We start from the raw sequence: 24,450 nt of genomic DNA, 5'->3' as shown, positions 1-24,450 counted from the left end.
GTGTACGAACGTTTAAATAAAGAGCTGATGTTACGCAGTATTTATCAAATAGGTATATTTGCCGCCATATTTTTTAATTGCTGAAATGCCATTTGATTAGCTTTTACAAGTAGCTTATATTTTATAGCAAAATGGTTAAGGTGAGTTTTTATTTTAAGTTTTTCCAATTTACAGTAAGCTATTAGTACAGAAAAAATATGGTTACATTGTGAACGAATAACTTTAGTCGGAGACTTTGCCAAACTAGCATTTTGCTTTATTGATTTGTGATATTCTTCGATACGCCACCGTTTTTGATAGAGTTCGTAGAAATATGGAACTTCTAGGCTTAAATCATTGGTAATCAAGTATAATATACCTTGTTTGCCGTTCTCGTTTGTGAAAACTTTTTTGAGTAGTTTGACCGGAAAATCAACTTCTTTAATCCAAACCGTTAAAGTAGTATTATCTTGCATATTTAATGATTCAATACGTTTAAAGTTTCCTAGTTGCTTATCTTGTGCAGAAATAGCTATTGTTCTATTGGATTTAATACCTAAAATAAATTTTTTACGGCATTCATAGTGAATAAACTTTATTGTTTCCTTTGACGAAAACCAATTATCCGCAAGAACGTAAGCAAAGCTTATGTCATTTTTAATAGCTTGTTTGACTAATTGGCGAAATAATTCGTTTTTATTACTACTTGATTTACGTTTTTCACGTCTGGTTTCTACATCACAAAATTTAATATCTTTTTTTATAACTTCATAACCTACAGGGACACTGATATCGCCATAACGGATTAAACATGATAGTAAATTAATACCCTTTACATGCCTACCTTTAGCATGAGAGTAATGCCAACAAATTATTTCGTTTTCATCCGTATATGCTTTCTCTTCAACTGAATCGTCAATAATTAAAACTCCCTCATCTACTTTATCCTGCTGTCTAACTAATCCTTTAACATACGACCATAGCTCTTTAGAACCGTACTCCCCACTATGTAAAAATCTAGTGATTTGATCATGGCTAAGCTCTCCCGATAATAATTCCGATAACCCTGTTGCCGTGGCGTACTTATTTTGACTAATTAAGTAATCTGTATAAATATCTAATAGTTTGTCCTGCAATTCTTATCTCTACATACATTTTTAAAGCTTAGAAATTATATAATTTTTTTACCTTTTTCAATCTATACCTGCGTAACATCTATATATAATAGAGTGAAAAACTCAAACAGTTTCTCTATTTATTTTTCAACTTCGGACAGTTATGGCCTTTAGCTAGAATGACATACGGCACTTTTTTAGAGCCATGCAACAAAGCTGCGACTGGAAGGAGTGCGGCAATCTAGAAAATAATAAGTTTCATAGCATTTTTTGCTATTTTTTCCTGGATTACCTCGTCGGCATAAATGCCTCCTCGCAATGACGATTCCGGTAGCCATGCAACAACGCCAAGCTTGATACAAGTGAATTTTTCTGAATTTGCCTGTACTCACGTATTATTAACGGCTAGCGCAGGCTCGTCTTTAAATTTATCTTGTCTAGACCTTTCTGAATTTAGCTGTAGTAAATAAAAATCATTTCTTTAACGGTAAAATTATTATCAACTATGTATAAGTTTTTAAGCTAAAACTTATACATAGTTGGGGTTAACTTAATAATCTTTGCTATATCTCACAACTCCCTTAAAAAAAAGTTTTATTATTAACACTATCTTTAAACTAATATTTAATGATAAAGGTAAAAAACTTGCTTAATAAATAATGTTATCTTAATCTTTTATTAATTTATAGAATTATAAAGGTTATGAATCAGGTCTCTATCTTACTCTTTATATTACTATCGGTATCATTATTTAGTTGTCAATTAGCACCTAATTATAAAAAGCCGGCGATAGAATTACCCGATAGCTTTGATAAATCTTATATTGAAAAGAAAGAAGTTATAGCCCAACAAAGTCAGTGGTGGACTAAATTCAATGATCCTGATCTGGAGGCTTTAATTACCGAATCGCTAAACGCCAATTCCGATATACTTATCGCCATGACGAATGTCGCGCAAGCTCAAGCACAATTAAATCTTAATAATGCTCAAAGATTTCCGCAAATTAATTTGCAAGGTTCGGCTAATAGGACAAAAAACAGTAAGCAAGTTAATTCTAAAAATAATAATATCAATCACAATATAGTTAATAATTTTAGCTTAGCTAGTGTATTAAACTATGAAATTGATTTATGGGGTGCAGCGGCAAATGCCGATAAAGCTGCGCAGGCTTTATTAGTTTCAGCCGAAGAGAATAAGCAGGCAGTACGGCAAAGCGTCGCTACCAACACGGCGATAGCCTATTTTAATTTGCTTGCTTTGCATAAACAAATATATCTAACGAGTCACTTAATTACTATACAAAAGAAAATATACGAACTAAATAACAAGCTTTTCTTAGCAGGAACTAGTAACGAAATAGATTTAAGTCAGGCACAATCGTTACTAACGGTTACCGAATCTGAATTACCGATTTTGCGGCAGCAATTACAGGAGCAAAAACACGCTCTGGAAATTCTATTAGGGAGAACTCCTAAAGATATAGTTAACGGTAGCTTTAATCATAATCAAACTATTGATAAATTAGTTGCTCCGATGGTTCCGGAAATACTACCGTCAAAGCTGTTAGAGCAGCGTCCCGATATACGAGCGGCTGAGCAGAATTTAATTGCGGCGAATAGCAATATCGGTGTAGTGCGGGCGACCTATTTTCCGAATTTATCATTAACGGGATTATTGGGGTTAGGGAGTAATAAAGCTGCTAAACTTTTTAACGATTCGGCGCATAGTTGGCAAATCGGGGGCAGTTCCGCTATGCCGATAATTGATTTCGGTCGAATTAAAGCAAATGTTCAAATTGCTAAGATAACGCAAGAACAATATGTAATCCAATATCGGAATATTGTCGCTGTTGCTTTTCGGGAAGTTATGGACGCTCTTTCGGCGCAGAAAACTTCGGAAGATAATTTTAATATTTGGCAAAGAAACGAGAAAGCCTTAGAGACTTCCGCAAGGCTGATAAAACAACGTCAACGCCAGGGTATTGCCAATTACTTAGATGTATTAAATGCCGAGCAAAGCGTGCTGCAAGCACAAATTAGCGGCGTAACTATTAAGCTTAATCGCTTAAATGCGGCAGTGAATCTTTTTCATGCGTTAGGAGGTGAGTGGTGATGGAGAAAAGCCGAGAGAGGTCGATCGTCATTGCGAGGAGGGCGTACAGCGTCATTCAGAAAGGTTGATACAAGTGAATTTTTCTGGATTCGCCTGTGCTCACGTACTCTAGTACGCTGCGCAGGCTCACCTTTAAATTCATCTTGTCTAAATCTTTCTGAATTTAGCTGTAGTCTAGAGCGGCAATCCAGGAAAAAATTAGTACAAAAATTTACTGTATTACGGTTATTACAAGTATGGTGTCATCTAGTTGCTTTGCAAAAATATTGAGCCATGCAACAAAGCCCGAAGGCGGGAATGACATACGGCACTTTTTTAGAGCCGTGCAACAAGGCTTTTGGTCGCTCGCAATGACGATTTTTATAGGGTATAATTATGATCAAACTAATAAAACAAAGTTTATTGCTAATCTTATTAGCTTTGCTAATACTGACCGTAATTATCTGGTTTATTCGTGATCATATCACCGGTAAAAAAATCATTTCGGTAGGGGCGCCGGTTGATATTGTGCTAGTCACAAAGAAAGATATGTTACATATGATAGAGCTAGCGGGTCTTACTGAAAGCTATAAAAGCGTAGAAGTAAAACCTTTAGTTACGGGGCAAATAATCAAAGTAAATTTTAAAGACGGGGAATTAGCACAAGCCGGAGAAATTTTATTTGAAATTGATCCGAGGAGTTTTCAATATAATTTAGAGGAAGCGGAAGCAAATTTATTGCGAGATCAAGCTCAATTTGAAAATGCCCAAAAAGAAGAGTTGCGTTATCGTAATTTATTTGCTGAAAACGCCGTATCTGAAGAGCAATATATGCAGATGCTAACCAATATGAATGTCTTTAAAGCTGCTACCGATGCCGATGAAGCCTTAATTGAGGATGCTAAATTACAAATTGAATATAGCAAAATAACTGCCCCTATTAGCGGGCGACTCGGTGAAATTTTGCTTGATGAGGGCAATTTAGTACAAGCAAATATAACAAATTTGGTAGTAATTAATACAATTTCCCCGATCTATATAAGTTTTTCAGTGCCGGCACAATATTTAAGCTTGCTGCAAAAATCCAAAGTGCCTATTACGCTTAAAACCGCACTAGGCGAAGAAATTACCGACGGCGAGATTGTATTTATCGACAATACTATCGATATTTTGAGCGGTACTATTAAGCTAAAAGCCCTATTTCCCAATAGTGAAGAGCTGCTATGGCCTGGTCAGTTTGTGCGGATATTGTTAAATATTAATAATAAAACCGATGCTTTAATAGTTCCGAATAAAGCCGTGCAAATAAACGACCAAGGGTCATATGTGTTTGTTGTCGAGGAGGATAATAAAGCTAATATCCGAGATGTAACAATAGATTTTGCCGACGATAATTATACGGTTATTTCGTCCGGACTAGCAGAAGGGGAACGGATAGTTATCAACGGGCAGTTACGTTTATTTGATGGTACGCAGGTGAATGCTAAAGTTATTCAGGAAGAAGAGGAGTAATGCCTGAAGATGCCATTCTCCGAGATGTTGGGCATTGTTGCATGGGTCAAATTTTCGATGTCATTCCCGTGAAAACGGGAATCCAGAAAAATACTTTTAAGTCATCCTGAATTTATTTCAGGATCTACTAAAGATGCTGAAACAAGTTCAGCATGACAAAGAAAAGCCTAGATTCCCGCTTTTAGCTAGAATGACACACGGCACTTTTTTAGAGCCATGCAACAACGCCTGCAGTTGCTCGCAATGACGATACCCATGCACCGTTACTAAGAACGACATCGTTTTTTAAAAAATTATTTGGTTATTGCTGTGAACATATCCGAGTTCTTTATCAAGCGTCCGGTATTTACTACTTTATTCATGTTCACAATTTTATTATTTGGCGTGTTTAGTTATAGGCTGCTGCCTATTAGCGTGCTACCGGATATTGATTTTCCGACGATTCAGGTTTCAGTAAGCTTGCCCGGTGCCGATCCGTCTACTATGGCTTCTTCTGTTGCGTTGCCTTTGGAAAAACAATTTTCCAATATTGCTAATATTGAGTCAATGAACTCAATTAACACCTCCGGCAATACGCAAATCACCTTACAATTTTCCTTAGATAGAAATATAGATGCTGCCGCGCAGGATGTGCAGGCGGCTATTTCATCGGCAGCAAAGCAATTACCTACCGATTTGCCTAACCCTCCTTCTTATCGCAAGGTAAATCCGGCTGATGCTCCCATATTTTACCTATCTTTAACTTCCGATACTATGCCGTTATACCAAGTTGATTATTATGCGGAAACAATCATTGCTCAACGATTTTCAATGTTGGCAGGTGTGGCGCAGGTACAAGTATACGGCTCGCAGCAATATGCAATAAGGGTACAGCTTGATCCGAGTAAACTAGCCGCTAATATGATAGGGATCGAGGAAGTAGCGAATGCGATTATGCAAGGTAATGTTAACCAGCCGACCGGAGCTTTATACGGGAAAGATATTTATTCGACGATTTTAGTCCCTGGGCAATTACAAAATGCTCAAGAATATAATGATTTGATATTAATGTATCGTAATGGCAATCCTTTATTTCTTAACAATATCGGCGTGGCAATAGATAGTGTTGCTAACAATAAAATAGCAGCTTGGTATAATGATAAACCCGGAATAATTTTGGCTATTCAGAAACAGCCTAACACTAATACTTTGGAGATTATCGATTCAATCAAAGAAATATTACCTTCATTACGTCAGCAGATTCCTGCCGGAGTTGATATAAACATTTTATTTGATCGATCAGACTCTATTAAAGAATCGGTACATGATGTACAATTTACGCTACTCCTAGCTCTTTTGCTGGTGATAATCGTTATATTCATTTTCCTCCATAATTTTTCTTCGACTATTATACCGGCCCTGACATTGCCTTTGTCGATAATAGGCAGCTTTTCGGTTATGTATATTCTAAATTTTAGTATAGATACCCTATCTCTTATGGCTATGACGTTAGCAGTCGGGTTTGTTGTCGATGATGCTATAGTAGTGCTAGAAAACATAACAAGGCATATAGAAAACGGGCAAAGTAAATTACAAGCGACGATAGACGGCACCAAAGAAATTGTTTTTACCGTAATATCCATGACTTTATCGCTAATAGCGGTTTTTATACCTTTATTATTAATGGGGGGAATTTTAGGCAGGTTATTAAATGAATTTGCGGTAACTATAACCTCGGCTATATTATTTTCAGGAATTATTTCTATTACAATTACCCCCGTATTATGTAATATGTTTTTAAAAGAAGGTAGGAATAACGAATCATCCGAGAAAACTGAAAGAATAAGTGAAAAAGCCTTTGAATATATCAAAGAGAAATATCAAAAAAGTCTGGTAACGGTTATAGATTACGGCAGAGCTACGATGCTGGCGTTTATTATCATGATTTTAGCAACTATTTATCTTTTTACTATCGTCTCTAAAGGCTTCTTACCGGATGAAGATTCAGGACAAGTATTAATTTCTACGGAAACCGCGCAAAGTATTTCTTTTGACGCGATGGTAAATCTACAAAAACAGGTTGCGGATATAGTGCTGCAAAATCCTTATATTGAGGCGCTTGCTTCTTCGGTCGGTGCATCGGGGAGAAATTCTTCGATGAATCAAGGAACGGTGTTTATAAGCCTCAAGCCGAGAGATCAAAGACCCGGCTCTAATAAGGTAATTAATGAACTTCGGGCAAAGCTCAATAATCTAACGGGCATAAAAGTTTATATACAAAATGTTCCGACGCTAAGTATTGGTGGGCAGTCAACAAAAAGTCAGTATCAATATACGATGCAAGGCATCGATCAAGATGAGTTATTTAATTTTGTGCCGAAACTCCAAACAAAACTTAGCAAAATAACGGGTTTTCTTGACGTGACCTCGGATTTACAAATCGCGCAACCGCAAACTAAACTAGAAGTCGACAGGTATAAAGCGGCGCAGCTTGGAGTATCGTTGGAACAGATACAAACAACTTTATATAGTGCTTACGGCGCGCAACAAATTTCTACCCTCTATACTCCGACCGCTCAATATTTTGTGATTATAGAACTCGCGCCGGAATATCAGACGGATCCATCCATGCTATCTTTACTTTATGTTAAATCATCTAACGATGTCCTAGTGCCTTTAGCTTCTGTTGCCAAAATAATTAATACCGTCGGACCGCTTAGTATTTCTCATTTCGGGCAGTTACCTTCCGTTACGGTTTCTTTTAACCTCAAGCCGGGTTTTTCTTTAAGTTATGCGGTGCCGCAAGTGGAGGCGGTTATAAAGGAGTTGCAAATGCCCGCCAGCATAACGGGAGGCTTTCAAGGAACGGTTCAGGCTTTTCAGTCCTCTCTGTCTGATATGGGGCTATTGATGCTGCTTGCCGCTATATTAATTTATATAGTTCTTGGCATGTTATATGAGAATTTTTTGCACCCGATCACTATTCTTGCAGGCTTACCGACTGCAGGTTTCGGCGCTCTTCTCACATTAGTATTATTCCGTAAAGAACTTGATATTTACGGGTTTGTCGGTTTAATTATGTTAATCGGTATCGTCAAGAAAAACGCTATCATCATTATTGATTTTGCCCTAGAAATTCAAAAGACTAGTAATAAAACTTCTAAAGAAATTATTTATGAAGCGTGTTTAGTTAGATTTAGACCGATTATGATGACGACGCTTGCGGCTTTAATGGGGGCGTTACCGATCGCTTTAGGACTAGGAGCCACCGGCGGCGAGCGGCAATCTTTGGGTCTTGCGGTGGTTGGCGGATTACTAACCTCGCAATTATTAACTTTATATATTACGCCGGTAATCTTTTTATATTTAGAAGCGGCAAAAAACAAATGTAAATTTTATATTTTTAGCAAGTAGTATTTCGTTTAATATATAAGCTTTGTTGCATGGCTCGAATTTTTGCAAAGCGTTCGGTGTCATGCCACGGTATGACACCGTACTTGTAATAACTATAATAAGGAAAAACTCTTGCCCTCTATGTTTCATAGTTATTATATCTAATAAATGGACAAATAATAAACAATAAACTAAAATCGGTCTTGTTGCATGGCTCGAATTTTTGCAAAGCGTTCGGGGTCATGCCACGGTATGACACCGTACTTGTAATAACTATAATGCGATAAATTAGGAGCCATGCAACAACGCCACTAAAATCTTATCCGACAATATATTTTTACTTATAAAATTTAGCATAAAGTGAACAAAAAATTTAACAATTCAAGATTTAATTTTATAGATTTCTTTACTTTATGTACGGTTATTATATTGATAACGCTTGGCTTTTGGCAGCTTAGTCGTTTAAAAGAAAAAAAACTATTTCTAGAGGCTATGGATTATAATCTGACTAGCCCTGCCGTAGATTTAAATGCTTTAGAGGATAATTTAATTTACCGTAAAGTAAAAATTACCGGACATTTTTTAGCCGACGCAGATATGCATTTATACGGGCGTAGATCAATGTCGAAGGAAAAAGACGGTTATTATTTAGTGACGCCTTTTAAGACTATGAACGGTAAAATTATTTTAGTAGCTCGCGGCTGGTTTAGTAATCGCCATAAAAACGCTATTTCTAGTGCCGCGAATGAGCAAATGCACGAAATTATCGGTGTAACGTTGCCTAGCGAAAAAACACGCTCTTTTATCCCCGATAATGACATAAAAAATAATGTCTGGTTTACTTTGGATTTGGCAGGCGCTTCTAGCATTTTAGGGCTAAAGTTAGAAAATTTTTATGTAATTTTGGACGGCAAAGATATTAGTGATTTAGATATTCTTATTCCTTTATCGATGAATCATTTAGCAAATGTTAGAAACGATCATTTAGAATATGCTTTAACCTGGTTTGGACTCGCTATTTCTTTAATCGTGATTTATTATTTGCGTAAAGCTAAATTCAAATCTTGAAGTATACTGCTCTTGGGTGATATCTTTTGGGCGTTGTTGCATGGATGGTTAAAATCGCTTAAAACTTGTCATACCGTGGCTTGACCACGGTATCCAGAAAAAATTAAAAAGCCTGACTGGATGCCGTGGTCAAGCCACGGCATGACATCGCGGTACTTTTAAAGAATACCCAAAATATAGCAATTTTCGAGCCATGCAACAACGCCTATCTTTTGGGTTAATGTATTACCCTTGATTATTCAGCTTTTGAACCGAATTTAGGATAAGTTCTTATCCTAAATTCGCGTTATTATCACCGGTTATTTTAACAAAATTCAAGTCTCTCTCTGCTTTATCTATCTCAGCAACGTGAATATTACCATAATCAATTATAGGTGCGGGTTCTGTTTTAGATATCTCGAATTTTAGTATTTTAAGTGCTATATCATTCCGCTTAAATGAGTTATCTGTTATATCTTTAGCGGCAGAATAAGCCTTTAAAGCATCGCTATATATTTTTTTTGTAAGTAAATAATCTCCTTTTTGAATATATAAATCAGGGTCTTTCGGATTCTTTTTTATTAGTGCTTCAAAACATTTCAAAATGCCGGTATCATAGTCGGCAATTTTATAATATTTTATTGCTAAATTTAAAGTTACCTTATAGTAATCATCGTTTTTGTTAGGTTTTATTGCTAGTTGCTCTAATATATTACCGATTTCTTTGTACGGTAAAATTAGTTTTTTATTATAATTAAGAGCCTGATTAAAATTATCCCATGCGTTTCTAAGCTCTCCTTTCTTACTATAAATCGTGCCAATATTGAAACGGGCTAAAGCTTTAGTTTCGTTTATTTCTTCAGGAGGTTTATATTTATTTAACCACCATATAGCTTCTTCGTAATATTTATCATCTATAGATTTTTTTAGTTTTATGTCTTTAATAAAAGGCATAAAAATTTTATTTACTGTTGTTTTGCAATGCTTTATTACGCGGTTAAATAAATAATCTGAATCTGAAGGAGCGGCTTTTAAAATTTCTCCGAAAAATAATAAATATTCGGTTTGTTGTTTAAGAATATAGCTATAATTATGTATTTGCTCTTGCTGCTGCGGCTCTTCTGAAAATTTTTCGATAATATCTAAAAGCTCAATAACCAAGTTTTTAGGATTATCATTATTTTTTTCCATTAGCTTATGAAATTTAAATATCTGCTGTAACCCTTGAAAATATTTTGCTTTTGCGGAAGGCAGAAGAATATAATTTTTATCCGACGGTAATAAAATTTTTTTAATAAAACTGTCATAATCATCAAAAAATATACGACAATTGACAGGTTTATAATAATCAAAATTTTTTTCATCAAAAGTACGGGTTATGATACCACTTATTTGAGCAATATTAAGTTCTATTTTAGTGTATAGCTCACTTATAATATTTTGATGTCCGTTAAGGCTAAAATTTAAAGGTCTTAGTTTTACGTTAACGGCGTCTAACTTAAAATCTTCAAATTTTATTTTAGAAGTAAAAAGCCCGGCTTCTTGAGGAATTTTATGAAAAATTTTAATAAATGAAGACCCGGACAAAGACAAATTATTAAAAAACTTCTGAATAGTTGGATCGCTTTTGTTTATAATATTTCTTACTGATTCATTAATATTCTCTAATTCTGCTTCCCCTTTAGTTATAACTAACGCCACACTATTTTTTAATTTTTCTAGCTCTGACTTTAGAAAAATATTAGTAAATTTTTCAATTATGAGATAGAATCCGCCGCTTTCTTCCGTTATTGAAGATTCGGGAGTGACGATTATAAATTGCAACTCGTTAGTAACTTTAAACAATCTCTTTAGAGAAAAAAGATTAATTAATATTTGAGTTATATTTCTCGGTGAATACTTATTTATCTCAAAGCCCGGACAATCCCAAATTACAGTATCGCCAATTTTATATTTATTAAGAATATTGGGCGTTGTAGAAGGGTTGTTATGTATTTTTAAATCAGAATTACTAAAATTTTCTAATTGATAGACTTTTTTATCGGAATTATAAATAATTTTCAGTTCATGGTTAATTAATGACGCTACCAAAGCGCTTTTGCCGCCGCCTATAGCTCCTAATACTAAAATCCCTTTTTCTGTTATTTCTTCAGTTTTGTTATAAATTTCCGTCAATGAGGTAAATATAGTATTAATTTGCTTTATTAATTGTAATCGTTCCTTTGTTATATGCTTCATGTTCTTAATCTTTAAAATTAATTCTTGCCGCATCGCTCTCACCGTTATTGTCAATAACCCTTATAATATATTCTCCGATTTTTGCTTGCCATAATAATGGTTCATCGGCTTTAACACTATTTATTAACTCATCGTTAACAAACCAAAAAATATCGGAAACACCGGGATCAACGGTTGCCGCAAGGATTATCCTATCACTATTTTTAATTGAATAAACAGAATTTTTTATAGGAGAGGTAATTTTCGGTTTTTGATAGTGTTGATTTACCAAATTACTACAACAATTATCGCAATAGCTTTTGCCTAAAGGTTTCGGTAACAAATGAATACCGGCTTTTTTATATACCGACAGTAAATCGGTCGGCCAAAAATTTACTATTCTATATTCGGTTTGTCCTTCTATAAAGCTACAAGCCGGCATACCGGTATTGATATCTATTAAAATTTTCCTATATATTCCCGACGGTTTTATCGGTGATTTGCCTTTAATAAACCAAGTATCGGTTTTACTTAGACACATACCGTTATAAATATCACCGGTATCGGCACATACACTAACCTTAGTAATATCAAGCTCCTTTGCTTTATCAAGAATCAAATCTTTATCTTCGGTTTTATTTATTACCGCATTTATAATATTAAAAAATAAAGGAGCGGCAGTTTCTACTCCCGTAAACGATCCTCTAACTTGACCTTTAAAATCTCCGATCCACACGGCAAGCACATATTTGCCGAATATACCGACCGCTAAACCGTCCCTAAACGAGCTAGAAGTACCGGTTTTCCAATATACCGGCAAGCTTGGTTCTATATTATTATAAGCATGCAGGCGGGCGGTATCTTTTAAAATATCGAGCGTTAAGTAGCTTGCTTCTTTGGACAACAGTATACTCTTCTGCTCCTCCAAATTGGCTCTGCAAAACTTCGGGGGATTCGCATGCTCACCTATTAAGGATAGGCTGTGCGTGTTCACCCCTTGTTTTACATTCCAATTTGAAGGATCATTTGAGTATATAAATTCCTGTCTCGGCGCTATTAACTTTTTTAACGGTTGATATGAACCTAAATTGCCGAGCATGGCATAAAGTGTAACTAGCTCTTCCATATTTACCTCTACTGCTCCGAGTACTATAGATAAGCCGTATATTTCCGGTTCTCGTAATTTAGCAATTTTTGCTTGTCCTAAAAATTCGTAGAAGTTAGGGTTTTTTAATTTAGAGGCAAGAAATATTACCGGTATATTACGGCTTTTTATTAACGACTCTCCGGCACTTACCCCGCCGGTAAAACTACTATCAAAATTTTCCGGCTTATAGCTATCGTAATTAATAGGAGAGTCTTTTAATAAAGTTAAAGGATGAATTAAGGATTGATCAAAAGCCAGAGCGTAGACGAAGGGCTTTAAAGTTGAGCCTGGGGATCGGTAGGATTTAGTACCGTTTATTTGCCCGCTTATATCAGTATTAAAAAAATCACCGGAGCCGACGCTTGCTAATACCTCCATATTAGTAAAGTCTACTAGCATAGCTGAGGCATTTGTTACGCCGTATTGCTTGTGAGCATTAATATATAGTCGAATTTGTGTTTCTAAAATAGTTTGTAAATTCTTATCTATAGTGGTGAAAATATCTTTAATGCTATTAGACCTCTTGCATAACTCTACTTCTAAAGGTAATTTGTACGTCGATCCTAATCCCTCATCCTCACGTACATTTAAGTACGCTGCGGTTCTGCGTTTCGTGTATCCTTCAAATTCCTCTTTATAAGCGAATTCTGCAAGAGGTCTATTATTTTGTGCTAATATATCTAAAGTAAAATGCGGTGCTATAAACGGTAAGTTTTTGGCTTGATTAAATTTTATGGGTAAGTTAAGTAATTTATCGTAAATAATATCTTGTGGATGAGTTTCTAGCCATTTAGAAAATAGATAGAGTCTAGCTCTTTTTATGTTATTTCTGCAATTCTTTATGTCATTCCCGTTGCCCTCTATGTCATTCCCGCGAAGGCGGGAATCCAGGCTTTTTTTGTCATGCTGAACTTGTTTCAGCATCTCATTAATAGATCCTGAAATAAATTCAGGATGACTGTAATGTTCTGGATTCCCGTTTTTACGGGAATGACATAGAGGGCAAGGGGAAGGATATAGAACTTTTTGTGCCATCGATTGTAACAAATTACAGTTTCCTCCCCTTTTTACCGGATTTTGCGGTATAACGGCTAAACTTAAAATATCCAGTAAATTTAAATCTTTAAGTTCACGTCCGAAATAAATATAGCTAGCAGCTGCGACACCTTCAATATTACCGCCGTAAGGAATTAAATTAAGATACGCTTCTAAAATTTCGTTTTTTGAATAATGTAACTCCAAATGTATTGCTTTAATAATTTGGTATAATTTGCCGAGTATAGTGCCGGAATTTATCCCGAACCTTATACGCGCTACTTGCATGGTGATAGTGGAAGCGCCGATTTTTCGACCGTTTTTTAAATAGGTAAAGTAAAAAGCTTCAAATAAAGAAATAGGGTTAATTCCGGGATGGAAATAAAAATATTTATCTTCATATAATAATACCGCTTCTATGAATTGAGAGGGTACAGCGTCAATCGATGTATATATTCTATATTTATCATCTTTTGAGAGAGAAATACGCATTAACTGCCCGTTCCGATCAAATACTTTTTGTGAAAAGCTGACCTTGTCAAGCAGCGGTATAGAGGGGACTATGAAATATATTATAACGCCGATTGTTAATAGCGTGATAATTAGTTTTATTTTAGAGAACAAAATATATACCGTTTGTTGTTATCTTTGTGTGGATAGGTTAGCATGCTCTGGTTATTACAAGTATAGTGTCATACCGTGGCTTGACCACGGTATCCAGAAAAAACTTAAAAAAAGACTGGATACCGTGGTCAAGCCACGGTATGACACCGAACGCACAACAATGTTTTTCTGCCTTGCAGGATTCATATACCAAAATAATACAATAAAAGCTCCCAGTATTAAATATATTAATAATATATTGACTATTTAATTTATCTTTTGTATAATGCATTTTAAGTTAATTAATATGTTAACTTTATATAAATACAACTAACCCTCACTTCTTTCATTTACTTATGTAAATCATAAATAAATCCACAATATCCGGTATAAAGGCTGAAAAGTCTATCTAAGTTACTTCATGCTACGATAAATTTCTTGACTTTAATTTTTTATTCTGTATAATAATTTATTAACGTTTTAAGGAAAAGGTTAAATTATGCCAAATATTAAAAATAACAAATCTAAATTTGTTAAAAATTTAATGCTTGTTACTGTTTCAACTACTATGTTAAGCGGTGTGACATTAGAGGCTATGGCAGTAGATGGCGGACCACCTCCGCCGCCACCGCCCCCCCCTCCTCCCGCTCCTGCACCTGTTATTGCTGGTGGTCATGATGCTATATTTGATCAAATTAGACAAGGAAAAGCTCTTAAAAAGGCTCAAGCTGTTGCCCATCAACAAGGACAACCCGTCAACCAAAATCGAGTTCGGTTGAAAAAAATAGGAAATTTTGATGCTAACTATGATTTGATTATAGTGAAAAATAATGTTCCGGTGCTTACAGACCTTTCTCCGTTGGAAATGCTTGCAGAAAAAAAACGTCTAGCTGAAGAACAAAAGCTTAGAGAAGCTCAAAAGAAAAGGATAGAAGAACAGATAAAGGAAAACAAAAAGAAAGCCGAGGCGCTTCGTGATGCAAAGGAGGCAGACTGGGATATTAAGAGGCGTGCAGCGGAAGCAAAACAGGTGAAAGAAGCTGAAGAAATATCTAGAGCAAAAGAAGCTAAAAGAGTAGCAGAGACTAGGAAAGAAACTGCAGAAAGAGATGGAACGCCTCTACCAGGAAGTGAGAGAAAAGCTATGCCGGAAAGTGAGCTTGTAAAGGAGCTTAGAGCTGAAATTGATTTTTTAAAAAGTACTTCAGGCAATCCTTACTCAAAACCTACATTAGAAACCAATAATAGCGATTTATATGGTAATAGTGAAAACGGTATCGGTAACGGTAATGATTCCTTTGAGCGCGAGGAGATAACTCGTTTAAATGATGAAATATCTTCATTAAAAGCATTATTAGGAGAAAAACAACGGAACGAAGAATTTTTGGATGTAATCGAATTCCTAAAGCAATATGTTAGCGAAGGGGGAAGCATACAAGAAACTATTGGATTTTTAGAGGAGCAAAGAAAAAAAGGCTTGAGCCTTAGCGAAGCAATAGATTTTCTTGAAGAAAAAGAAAATATTGAGGCTATGCTAGAACTGCAAGAACAAGAGAAAGCTATTGATGCTCAACTTGAGCAAAAAGCAGAAGAAAAAATAACTGATGCTGAAGGAACGCTATCTGCTACGTCCTCTATAACGACTGGAATGATGGACTCAGTAACCGATCTTATTAAAAGTAGAATATCCGGTATATCCGGGTTAGCAGCAGTAGCAGCAGGCGATGAGGATACTTCTATAACAAAAGGTGTTTGGATTGCCGGGTTATACGGTGTTAACAAACAAGGTGCACAAAAAAATATGTCGGGGTATAAAGGTAATACATACGGTAGTACCATCGGGTTTGACGTAGAATTTAACGATAATGACATACTCGGAATAGCTTATACTAATATGCATTCAAATTTTAAGACGAGTACAACTACTAAAGGAAAGACTGCCGTTAATAGTCATGTGCTAGCTTTATACGGTCAGAAAGAATTACCGGAGAATTTTTCTTTGCAAGGAATGTTTGCGGCTGCTCGTAACTATATTAAAAATAAAAGCGTTTATTCGGGTAGTAATGTTATCGGTAAATATAAGAATGATAGTCTCAGCTTTGAAACATTATTAAATTATAAATATCCGACTAATTACGAATTAACTATTATACCGAATATCGGTATTAGATACGGGAGTTCTAAAGACGGAATTTATAAAGATAGTGATCTAGGTGTACAACATTTAACGGTTGCTGCGAAATCTCAAAACTTATGGACCGGTATTGTCGGTACTAAAATATTATTTACTCCGCAAAGAGTTGCTGAATCTATAACTTTAACTCCGGGCTTGCACGTCTCTATAGAAAACCACTTTAATAATAAAAACAAAAAAGTAGAAGCGCAAGTAAGCTGGGAAGGTAGACAGATTAAAGAAACTATAATTTTACCAAAGCAACCTAAAACTGGTTATAATATCGGCGCTAGTGTTCTTGCACAAAAAGGTAATGTTGATGTATTAGTTGAGTATAACTGTCACTTACAAAAGAAATATCAAAGCCATCAAGGTTTTGTTAAGTTAAAAATCAGTTTTTAAAAAAATCGTCATTGTGAGGAGATACGGGCATTGTTGCATGCCTCGATAAAGCAGCAGTATGTCATTCCCACGCAGGCGGGAATGACATTGATCCAAGCTCTTCAAGTTATATTTCTTAAAATAACGCGAACTATGGATAAGAATTATCCATAGTTGGGGTTAAACTAGCCTCCTTGATTATCTTCTACTATATTTCCCGTAATGGGCGTAACCTCCTTATCATTTAGAGTTTCTTGATGATGGTCTGTCATATAAATAGCAAGGGCAAAAAGTAACTTTATAGGTTCTACTATTTTCTCAAGCGTTGCGACAGTTTGCTGCAAATTTTTTATTGATTCAATTACTTTGAAAAGTAATTGTTTCAGAATATGAATATTATTTTGCTGTATTATATCTATATTAGCGTGAAATTTTTTGGCCATATTTTTTCCCTCATATTGTTATTCGATTTGTGTTGATAGTAAAGAAGAGATATACTACTCATAAATGAAGAATTGTCCTACGAGTCTCGCCAAGATATTTAGATTGTTATTTTCTAGGTTCCGTGATCAAACCGGCGTTGCTGCATGGCTAGAATTTTTGCAAAGTGTTTCGGTGTCATGCCGTGGTCAAGCCCACTACTGTACGAACGTTGAAAAAAGGCTGTGTCATGCCGTGACTTGATCACGGCATCCAGGAAAATAAAGCCATATTAAACTTATTTTAGAATCTTTTTATGATATTATAAAGCTGGATTCCGTGGTCGTAGCCACGGAATGACAGAATTTTTACCTCTTTATTTAAACGTTCGTACAGTAGTGGGCTTGACTACGGTATGACACCGTACTTATAATAACCATAATACGGTAAATTATTAGCCATGCAACAACGCCGATCAAACCGTAGAGTGACAATTCCCAATTAAAGATTTTTTTGTCAAGTATGAAGAAGAGTTAAATAAACTAAACATACTTGTTTTTCGACATAATTTACTTTTAAATAAATTACTACAATATTAATTTATATTAATAAAATAGAGAAATCAACATTAATTGTTGCTAATAAAAAATAAATAAATGAAAATTATTTATAAATACTTGCAAAGTTAAATTAGATAAATATCATATAAAAAAATACAATAGAGAAAAAATATATGCTTAATATAAGTTTTACTAAAGAAGAGTCGTTACACAATCAGGCAATAGTAGTTTTTATTAGCGATCAATTAAAGCTTGATAATAATTTGATGGCGCTTGATCAGCAACATCACGGTTTGATTTCTAAAACCATGCAAAATAAACTGAAATTTACCGGCAAATTCGGGCAGGTGAAAATCATTACTTCCGTTATTAAAACCGGGGAAATTAAATATTTAATTCTAGTCGGTTTAGGAGAAGAGAAAAAATTAAAGGATGCAAAGATTGAAGAACTAGGCGGTAAAATTTTATCGCAAAGCACTTGCGCAAAAATTAGCAGTATCGGGCTAAAATTAACCGATAAAATCGGGAATTACGAACCGCATATTTTTACTTCTCTGATAGCTAGCGGCGCTCTTCTTGCATCTTATCGGTTTAATAAATATCGTACCACTTTAAAAGAAGAAGAAAAATTTGCAGTTGAGACTTTTGAAATTGTTACTAACGATCAAGATGAAGCAGAAAAATTATTTGCCGAGAAAAATTTAATCGCTCAAGCAGTATTTTTTACCAGAGACATTAGTAATGAGCCGGCAAATATCAAAAGCCCACAAGTTTATGCCGATAGAGTAGCAGAATATCTTGAAGAATTAGGCGTAGACGTGGCTATTATCGGTGAGCGAGAAATGAAAAATCTCGGTATGGGGGCGCTTCTCGGCGTCGGTCAAGGCTCACAAAACGAATCTAAATTGGTAGTTATGGAATATTACGGCAGCGATAAAGATACCGCTTCTATTGCCTTGGTCGGTAAGGGGGTTACTTTTGACACCGGCGGTATTTCTATTAAGCCTGCCGGAAATATGGACTTAATGAAATATGACATGGCGGGATCGGCTGCGGTAGTCGGTGCTATTGCGGCACTTGCTTCTCGTAAAGCTAAAGTTAATGTAATCGGTGTTATTGGGCTTGTTGAAAATATGCCTTCAGGAAACGCGCAAAGACCCGGTGATGTGGTAACTACCATGTCGGGACAAACTGCCGAGGTACTCAATACCGATGCGGAAGGGCGGTTAGTTCTTGCCGATGCTATTTGGTATGCACAGGAAAAATTTAAACCCGAATGCGTAATAAATCTTGCCACGCTTACCGGTGCTATCGTGGTAGCTTTGGGGCATACATATGGCGGGTGTTTTTCAAATAACGATGAGTTAGCGGAAAGATTAATTAATACCGGCGATAAAGTTAACGAAAAATTATGGCGGATGCCTCTGCATAACGATTATGATGAAATGATTAATTCCGATATTGCCGATGTTGCAAATATCGGTAACGTACCGGGGGCAGCAGGCAGCTCGACGGCCGCGCATTTTATTAAGCGTTTCGTAAAAGATGAAACGGCTTGGGCGCATTTGGATATTGCCGGCGTCGCTAACAGTAAAAAAGCTTCTTCTCTCGGTCCTAAAGGTGCTGTAGGGTACGGCGTAAGGCTAATTGAGCAATTTGTTAAGGATTATTATGAACAAAAGTAATTCTCCTTATATATTTATAGTCGGGAATGAAAAAGGCGGAGCAGGGAAAACTACCTGCTCCATGCATTTAATAATCGCTTTGCTTTATCAAGGATATAAGGTTGCAAGTATTGATATCGATTCACGCCAGGCCTCTTTAACAAATTACCTAAAAAATAGGGAGTTATATAATAAGCAAAATCCTGATCAACAAGTAGTGAGTCCTTGGCATTTTCATTTGTCTGAAACTCTTAAAGAAAATAAAGGCGACGAGGAAGAAGAGCAGAAAATACTATTTGAAAAAGCCCTAGTTGAAGCAAGTAGCACTGATTATATAATAATCGATACGCCCGGTAGTCATACATTTTTATCAAGGCTTGCTCATTCTTATGCCGATACGATCATTACGCCGATTAACGATAGTTTCCTTGATTTAGATGTAATAGCTAAAATTGACGATAAAGACGAAATTATCAGCCCGTCAATTTATAGCCAAATGATTTGGGAGCAGAAAATGCAGCGTGCTAGCCGTGACGGCGGTAGTATTGAATGGATTATTTTACGTAATCGTTTAAGCAATCTTGATGCAGTAAATAAACGTCGAGTCGGTAACGTTTTAAATAAACTTGCTAAAAGAATTAGCTTTAAATTAGCCGACGGTTTTAGCGAGCGAGTAATATTTAGGGAATTATTTTTGCAAGGTTTAACTTTACTTGATTTAAAGAATGCAAAATATGACAAAGTATTTAGTACGTCACATGTTTTAGGGCGTCAGGAATTACGAAATTTTTTAAGTTTTCTAGGTATAAAGCCTGTTTTCTAGTTTTTAATTGCAGAATCGTAGTATTTTGTATATATTACGTAGGTTAACTTGAAGACGTCATTGCGAGGAGACCTCGTTGTCATACCGTGGCTTGACCACGGTATCCAGAAAAACAACTTACGATGGTAATTGTTTTAGATTTTTAACTGGATGCCGTGATCAAGTCACGGCATGACATCAGTTTGGTTGATCCACGCAACAATGTCATTCCCGCACCTGCAGGAATGACATAAAAGGTTGCTGGAATGGTATAAAGAGATGCAGGAATGACATAAATTACCATCATCATCAAATAAAATCAAAACAAAAAATGCATAAATATAGAACTCATAATTGCAATGAATTACAAATTACTCATGTTGAAACAGAAGTTAAATTATCCGGCTGGGTACATCGAAGAAGAGACCACGGTAATCTAGTTTTTATCGATTTACGAGATCATTTCGGCGTAACGCAATTAGTATTTACCGATCAAAACCCGGAACTGATGGATAAGGCAAGTCGTTTGCGTTATGAGTCGGTAATTACTGTCACCGGCAAAGTTGTAGCGCGGTCTGATGATACTGTCAATAATACGCTGACTACCGGGCAGATTGAAATATTAGTTAAAGAGTTTATTATTGAATCAGCGGCGGAGACTTTACCTTTTGTTATTAACATTGAAAAGGAAGCACCGGAAGATGCTAGACTTAAATATCGTTTTCTTGATTTAAGACGAGAAAAGCTACATAACAATATTATGCTTAGATCGCAAATTATTTCTCATATTCGTCATTTAATGGTGCAAAGAGGTTTTACGGAGTTTCAAACACCGATTTTAACGGCAAGCTCGCCCGAAGGTGCTAGAGACTTTTTAGTACCGAGTAGATTACATCCGGGTAAATTCTATGCGCTACCTCAAGCACCTCAGCAATTTAAACAGTTATTGATGGTTTCAGGGTTTGACCGCTATTTTCAGATCGCGCCATGTTTTCGTGATGAAGATGCAAGAGCCGATAGATCACCGGGCGAGTTTTATCAATTAGATATTGAAATGTCGTTCGTCACGCAGGAAGACGTGTTTAACACGGTCGAACCCGTTATGTATGAATTATTTACTAAATTTTCCGATAAGAAAATATCATCATTGCCTTTTATCCGTATTCCTTACCATGAAGCGATGTTAAAATACGGCTCGGATAAACCGGATTTGCGTAACCCGATTATTATTGCCGACGTAACCGAAATATTTAAGGATTCTAATTTTACTATTTTTAAAGAAAATATTAAAAAAGGTTCGATAGTTCGAGCTGTACCGGCGCCCAAAGCTGCAAGTTTGCCTCGTAGCTTTTTCGATAAAATGATCGATTTTGCTATAGCGGAAGGTGCGGGCGGTCTTGGCTATATTCAATTTAGCGATAGCGGTGAAGCCAAAGGACCGGTAGCAAAATTTTTAACGAAGGAGCAACTAGAAACTTTAAAAACTACTGCTAATATTGAGAACGGTGATGCGGTGTTTTTCTCAAGCGATAAAAAAGATAAAGCAGCAAAATTAGCCGGAAAAGTTAGGATAAAACTTGCAGAGGAGTTAGATTTACTGAAAAAAGATTGTTTTGAATTCTGCTGGATTACCGATTTCCCGTTTTATGAGTTAAACGAAGATACCGGCAAAGTGGACTTTAGTCATAATCCGTTTTCTATGCCGCAAGGTGGCTTAGGAGCCTTAGAAAATGCTAAAACTATTGAAGAATTGCTCGCAATTACCGCCTATCAGTATGATATTGTTTGTAACGGCATAGAACTTTCTAGCGGTGCAATTAGGAATCACAAACCGGATATAATGTATAAAGCCTTTGCTATTGCCGGCTATAGCGAAGAGGAAGTAGATAAAAGATTCGGCGGCATGATTAGAGCGTTTAAATTCGGTGCGCCGCCGCATGGCGGAATAGCGCCGGGAATTGACCGAATTGTTATATTATTAGCGGATGCAGCTAATATTAGAGAAATAATCGCCTTCCCGCTTAATCAACAAGCCGAAGATTTGCTAATGAATGCCCCGAATTATGTAGAAGAGAAAGCTTTAAAAGAGCTCAGCATAGCGTTATTGCCTTCTGCAAAAAATAATAAATAATTTATTTAGACAGAGAAATGGCTAAAAAACGATGTCATTCCCGCGAGGCATTGTTGCATGGATAATTAAAGCACGCTCTATGTCATTCCCGCACAGGCGGGAATCCAGGCTTTTTTTGTCATGCTGAACAAGTTTTGCGCATCTTTTTAGTAGATCCTGAAATAAATTCAGGATGACTATTATTTTCTAGATTGCCGCGCTCCGCGCAAATGCTCGCAATGACGATTCCGGTAGCCATGCAACAACGCCCCGCCTGCGCGGGAATGACATCGAAAATTTGAGCTATGCAACAATGTCACTAAAAGCTAAAAAATAATAATTAAAGACGAGTCTGTAGTTTTTTCCCTCTTGTTCTATCTTCTAATTTGGTTTGAACCGTTTTTTTAACCGCTTCAAGCCTTTTTGTTTGGATTCCCTCTTTACCTCGATGTTTTAATAATGTATTACCAATTTTTACGCTTTCCTCTATAATACTTTCTGTTTTATAAAGCTTAGTTAAATTATCCGATGAAATTTTTTCTACAAAGTAATTTGATATGTTTGATAACCCTATTTTTTTACAAAAATTTGCCATCTTGTAATATACTTTATCTTTACCGATTAAATCGGGAGTGGTGAGGTTTATAAGTTTTGTGGTATCTTCGATATTCTTTTTATAATCTGGGTCACTTTTTATAATATTAATATCTTGATCGGTAAGATATTGTTCTTTTTTTAACTTACTGATGACTTTATCATAAAATTCTTCTACTTTTTTGTCGGATACTTCTTTACCTATCACCTGTTTTGTAAAATCATGAACTAAAGATTCTAATTTCTCTCCGACAACTTTATCTTGGGTACGCATTGCTGCTGCAGGATCAAGATTTTGTATAATTCTTGTGTTTTTTGTAACTGAAACTTCTTTTTGTTCCCATTCTCCTTTTGGATTTTTTTGCCATTGTTGTTCTTGCACTATTTCTTGTTTAGAACCCTTGGAAACTTTAATTTGATAATCATTTTCATAAGCCCAATCTAGTGCATTTTTTCCTTCGATTTGAATATTATTATGAGCTGCATATTCAACCGGGTCTTTAATAGGAGAATTCGCAAATACTTCTAACCAACCGCCTTGTTTAAATTCAGGTAGTACGTTACTAAACTTCGTTACTATTTCAGCACTTTTGGCAACTTCCTTCATGTTAGTAAGATTTTCCCTTATATTATCCTTATAGAATTTTCTTAAATCATCAAAGTTGTTAATTGTAATAGCTGCGTATTCGTTATCTTTAAATTTTGCGAGTCCGGTAATTCCTTTTGGATCAAATCCGGATTTTTTTAACTCATCAATTTTTTGATCAACTATTGCCTCCATCTGTTTTTCATCAAATTGCTTTATCATTTGATTTAGTGATTCACTATATTTATTAATACTAAATGATAAATTACCTGCTTTAATAGCAGCTCCATATCCAACACCGGGATACGAAAACATTGCGGATGTGGATTGAACCATAGCACCAAAATCTTGATGATATATTATAAAAGATCTGCCGTGATCAATTTTATTTACTGTTTTGCCGTCTTGTACCATTAAATTACCTGCGTGGTAATCTCCTTCTCCTAACATATGACAAGCCGCTATTACTTTTTCAAACCCTTCTAATTTCTTTAAATTTTTATCATCTGCTCTAACTCTAGTTGCACCTGCTAAACCTGAAAATTCGGCAAGTTGTACAACATTATTAAAGAATTTAGAACGTACATAAAGTGAATTTTGATGTTCTTTATCAGGTTTTACTAATTCTTCTTTAGGAGCTTGATCATACAATAAAAATTGATACATGGTAGAGCCTATTAACTCCTGCACACCATCTCTACGATCGTTAATAGCCTGTGTTTGTTGTTTCTGATCTTTTATTTTTAAGCACTCATTATGAGTTTTATAAAATTGTTTTAAGATAAAAATATTACCGGTTCCATCCTCTTGAGCGACATATCCCGCAGATATACCGGCTTGTTTAGCTCCTTTTTCTATAAATTCACTTTGCGAAGCAATTGTTTTATCGCGCAGCATATTTTCAACTTCATTAAATTTTGAGTTTTTAATATCTCTTTTTTTTAACTCATCTAACTCTGCTTGAAGTTCTCTTTGATTTTGCTCAATTAATTTTTGTGTAAGCAATTCTTCACGAGTTTTATTTTCAGCCATATGGATTAAT

Annotated in this window: 20 protein-coding genes and 3 pseudogenes; 10 read left to right on the top strand and 13 right to left on the bottom strand. The window is 35.6% G+C overall.

The window, feature by feature from the left end; translation table 11 throughout:
• Nucleotides 1-44 precede the first annotated feature (44 nt).
• Together AAHM91_RS07790 and AAHM91_RS07785 are read right to left on the bottom strand one after the other, a co-directional pair.
• Complete coding sequence (locus AAHM91_RS07790) at nucleotides 45-1,115, bottom strand: IS701 family transposase (protein WP_342269493.1); 1,071 nt, start codon at nucleotides 1,113-1,115, stop codon at nucleotides 45-47.
• Nucleotides 1,116-1,291: 176 nt separating this feature from the next.
• Complete coding sequence (locus AAHM91_RS07785) at nucleotides 1,292-1,432, bottom strand: hypothetical protein (protein ID WP_342270420.1); 141 nt, start codon at nucleotides 1,430-1,432, stop codon at nucleotides 1,292-1,294.
• Between AAHM91_RS07785 and AAHM91_RS07780 the strand changes: the two genes are divergently transcribed.
• Both AAHM91_RS07780 and AAHM91_RS07775 read left to right on the top strand, forming a co-directional pair.
• A complete protein-coding gene (locus tag AAHM91_RS07780; protein ID WP_342270419.1) occupies nucleotides 1,400-1,564 on the top strand; it encodes a hypothetical protein in 165 nt (54 codons plus the stop codon). The two genes, AAHM91_RS07785 and AAHM91_RS07780, sit on opposite strands and share 33 nt — an antisense overlap.
• Before the next feature lie 232 nt (nucleotides 1,565-1,796).
• Nucleotides 1,797-3,206: an efflux transporter outer membrane subunit gene (locus AAHM91_RS07775; RefSeq protein ID WP_342270418.1), complete on the top strand. Its 1,410-nt coding sequence runs from the start codon at nucleotides 1,797-1,799 to the stop codon at nucleotides 3,204-3,206.
• Between the two features lie 44 nt (nucleotides 3,207-3,250).
• Here the strand turns inward: AAHM91_RS07775 and AAHM91_RS07770 are convergent.
• Together AAHM91_RS07770 and AAHM91_RS07765 are read right to left on the bottom strand one after the other, a co-directional pair.
• Nucleotides 3,251-3,406: pseudogene (locus AAHM91_RS07770) on the bottom strand (palindromic element RPE3 domain-containing protein); the annotation flags it as partial.
• 42 nt (nucleotides 3,407-3,448) lie between these two features.
• The gene (locus AAHM91_RS07765; protein WP_342270417.1) at nucleotides 3,449-3,589 is read right to left on the bottom strand and encodes a hypothetical protein; all 141 of its coding nucleotides are present in this window, start codon (nucleotides 3,587-3,589) and stop codon (nucleotides 3,449-3,451) included.
• On the opposite strand from AAHM91_RS07765, the gene AAHM91_RS07760 reads away from it, so the two are divergent.
• The gene (locus AAHM91_RS07760) at nucleotides 3,582-4,697 is read left to right on the top strand and encodes an efflux RND transporter periplasmic adaptor subunit (protein ID WP_342270416.1); all 1,116 of its coding nucleotides are present in this window, start codon (nucleotides 3,582-3,584) and stop codon (nucleotides 4,695-4,697) included. The two genes, AAHM91_RS07765 and AAHM91_RS07760, sit on opposite strands and share 8 nt — an antisense overlap.
• Before the next feature lie 309 nt (nucleotides 4,698-5,006).
• Entirely contained in the window at nucleotides 5,007-8,090 is a 3,084-nt protein-coding gene (locus AAHM91_RS07755; protein WP_342257059.1) for an efflux RND transporter permease subunit, read from the top strand.
• On the opposite strand, the gene AAHM91_RS07750 is transcribed toward AAHM91_RS07755, so the two are convergent.
• The gene (locus AAHM91_RS07750) at nucleotides 8,043-8,219 is read right to left on the bottom strand and encodes a hypothetical protein (protein ID WP_342270415.1); all 177 of its coding nucleotides are present in this window, start codon (nucleotides 8,217-8,219) and stop codon (nucleotides 8,043-8,045) included. The two genes, AAHM91_RS07755 and AAHM91_RS07750, sit on opposite strands and share 48 nt — an antisense overlap.
• A 246-nt stretch (nucleotides 8,220-8,465) precedes the next feature.
• On the opposite strand from AAHM91_RS07750, the gene AAHM91_RS07745 reads away from it, so the two are divergent.
• A complete protein-coding gene (locus AAHM91_RS07745; RefSeq protein WP_253310059.1) occupies nucleotides 8,466-9,137 on the top strand; it encodes an SURF1 family protein in 672 nt (223 codons plus the stop codon).
• Between the two features lie 270 nt (nucleotides 9,138-9,407).
• Here AAHM91_RS07745 and AAHM91_RS07740 read toward each other — a convergent pair whose 3' ends face one another.
• The 3 genes and pseudogenes from AAHM91_RS07740 to AAHM91_RS07735 form a co-directional block, all read right to left on the bottom strand.
• On the bottom strand, nucleotides 9,408-11,354 hold the full coding sequence (locus tag AAHM91_RS07740) for a tetratricopeptide repeat protein (RefSeq protein WP_342270414.1): 1,947 nt from the start codon (nucleotides 11,352-11,354) through the stop codon (nucleotides 9,408-9,410).
• A 4-nt stretch (nucleotides 11,355-11,358) separates the two neighbouring features.
• Entirely contained in the window at nucleotides 11,359-11,775 is a 417-nt protein-coding gene (locus AAHM91_RS10960) for a bifunctional penicillin-binding protein 1C (protein ID WP_410526172.1), read from the bottom strand.
• Nucleotides 11,776-12,171: 396 nt separating this feature from the next.
• Nucleotides 12,172-14,007: pseudogene (locus tag AAHM91_RS07735) on the bottom strand (transglycosylase domain-containing protein); the annotation flags it as partial.
• 70 nt (nucleotides 14,008-14,077) lie between these two features.
• Between AAHM91_RS07735 and AAHM91_RS07730 the strand changes: the two are divergent.
• Both AAHM91_RS07730 and AAHM91_RS07725 read left to right on the top strand, forming a co-directional pair.
• A complete protein-coding gene (locus AAHM91_RS07730; protein ID WP_342270779.1) occupies nucleotides 14,078-14,389 on the top strand; it encodes a hypothetical protein in 312 nt (103 codons plus the stop codon).
• Between the two features lie 228 nt (nucleotides 14,390-14,617).
• The gene (locus tag AAHM91_RS07725) at nucleotides 14,618-16,693 is read left to right on the top strand and encodes an autotransporter outer membrane beta-barrel domain-containing protein (protein WP_342270412.1); all 2,076 of its coding nucleotides are present in this window, start codon (nucleotides 14,618-14,620) and stop codon (nucleotides 16,691-16,693) included.
• Here the strand turns inward: AAHM91_RS07725 and AAHM91_RS07720 are convergent.
• From AAHM91_RS07720 to AAHM91_RS07710, 3 genes are all read right to left on the bottom strand, one after another.
• Nucleotides 16,676-16,798 (bottom strand): hypothetical protein, encoded by a 123-nt coding sequence (locus AAHM91_RS07720; protein ID WP_341793752.1) that lies wholly within the window; start codon nucleotides 16,796-16,798, stop codon nucleotides 16,676-16,678. The two genes, AAHM91_RS07725 and AAHM91_RS07720, sit on opposite strands and share 18 nt — an antisense overlap.
• Nucleotides 16,799-16,857: 59 nt before the next feature.
• A complete protein-coding gene (locus tag AAHM91_RS07715) occupies nucleotides 16,858-17,115 on the bottom strand; it encodes a hypothetical protein (protein ID WP_253307963.1) in 258 nt (85 codons plus the stop codon).
• Between the two features lie 113 nt (nucleotides 17,116-17,228).
• A complete protein-coding gene (locus tag AAHM91_RS07710) occupies nucleotides 17,229-17,360 on the bottom strand; it encodes a hypothetical protein (protein ID WP_342270411.1) in 132 nt (43 codons plus the stop codon).
• Nucleotides 17,361-17,825: 465 nt separating this feature from the next.
• Here AAHM91_RS07710 and AAHM91_RS07705 point away from each other — a divergent pair, with 465 nt between their 5' ends.
• Together AAHM91_RS07705 and AAHM91_RS07700 are read left to right on the top strand one after the other, a co-directional pair.
• Nucleotides 17,826-19,337: a leucyl aminopeptidase gene (locus AAHM91_RS07705; RefSeq protein WP_342270410.1), complete on the top strand. Its 1,512-nt coding sequence runs from the start codon at nucleotides 17,826-17,828 to the stop codon at nucleotides 19,335-19,337.
• Complete coding sequence (locus tag AAHM91_RS07700) at nucleotides 19,324-20,139, top strand: division plane positioning ATPase MipZ (protein ID WP_253307961.1); 816 nt, start codon at nucleotides 19,324-19,326, stop codon at nucleotides 20,137-20,139. The genes AAHM91_RS07705 and AAHM91_RS07700 overlap by 14 nt, the downstream gene beginning before the upstream one ends.
• Before the next feature lie 142 nt (nucleotides 20,140-20,281).
• On the opposite strand, the gene AAHM91_RS07695 is transcribed toward AAHM91_RS07700, so the two are convergent.
• Nucleotides 20,282-20,428 carry a hypothetical protein gene (locus AAHM91_RS07695; protein WP_342270409.1) on the bottom strand — a complete coding sequence of 49 codons (147 nt, stop codon included), beginning with the start codon at nucleotides 20,426-20,428 and terminating at the stop codon, nucleotides 20,282-20,284.
• 21 nt (nucleotides 20,429-20,449) lie between these two features.
• On the opposite strand from AAHM91_RS07695, the gene aspS reads away from it, so the two are divergent.
• Nucleotides 20,450-22,249: an aspartate--tRNA ligase gene (gene aspS / locus AAHM91_RS07690; RefSeq protein WP_342270408.1), complete on the top strand. Its 1,800-nt coding sequence runs from the start codon at nucleotides 20,450-20,452 to the stop codon at nucleotides 22,247-22,249.
• A gap of 319 nt (nucleotides 22,250-22,568) precedes the next feature.
• Here the strand turns inward: aspS and risK1 are convergent.
• Nucleotides 22,569-24,434 (bottom strand): annotated as a pseudogene (risK1, locus tag AAHM91_RS07685) (T4SS effector phosphatidylinositol 3-Kinase RisK1); the annotation flags it as partial.
• Between the last annotated feature and the right edge of the window lie 16 nt (nucleotides 24,435-24,450).

The organism is Rickettsia endosymbiont of Orchestes rusci (assembly GCF_964030945.1).
Lineage (GTDB): Bacteria > Pseudomonadota > Alphaproteobacteria > Rickettsiales > Rickettsiaceae > Rickettsia.
This window is presented reverse-complemented; position numbering and strand designations above follow the sequence as displayed.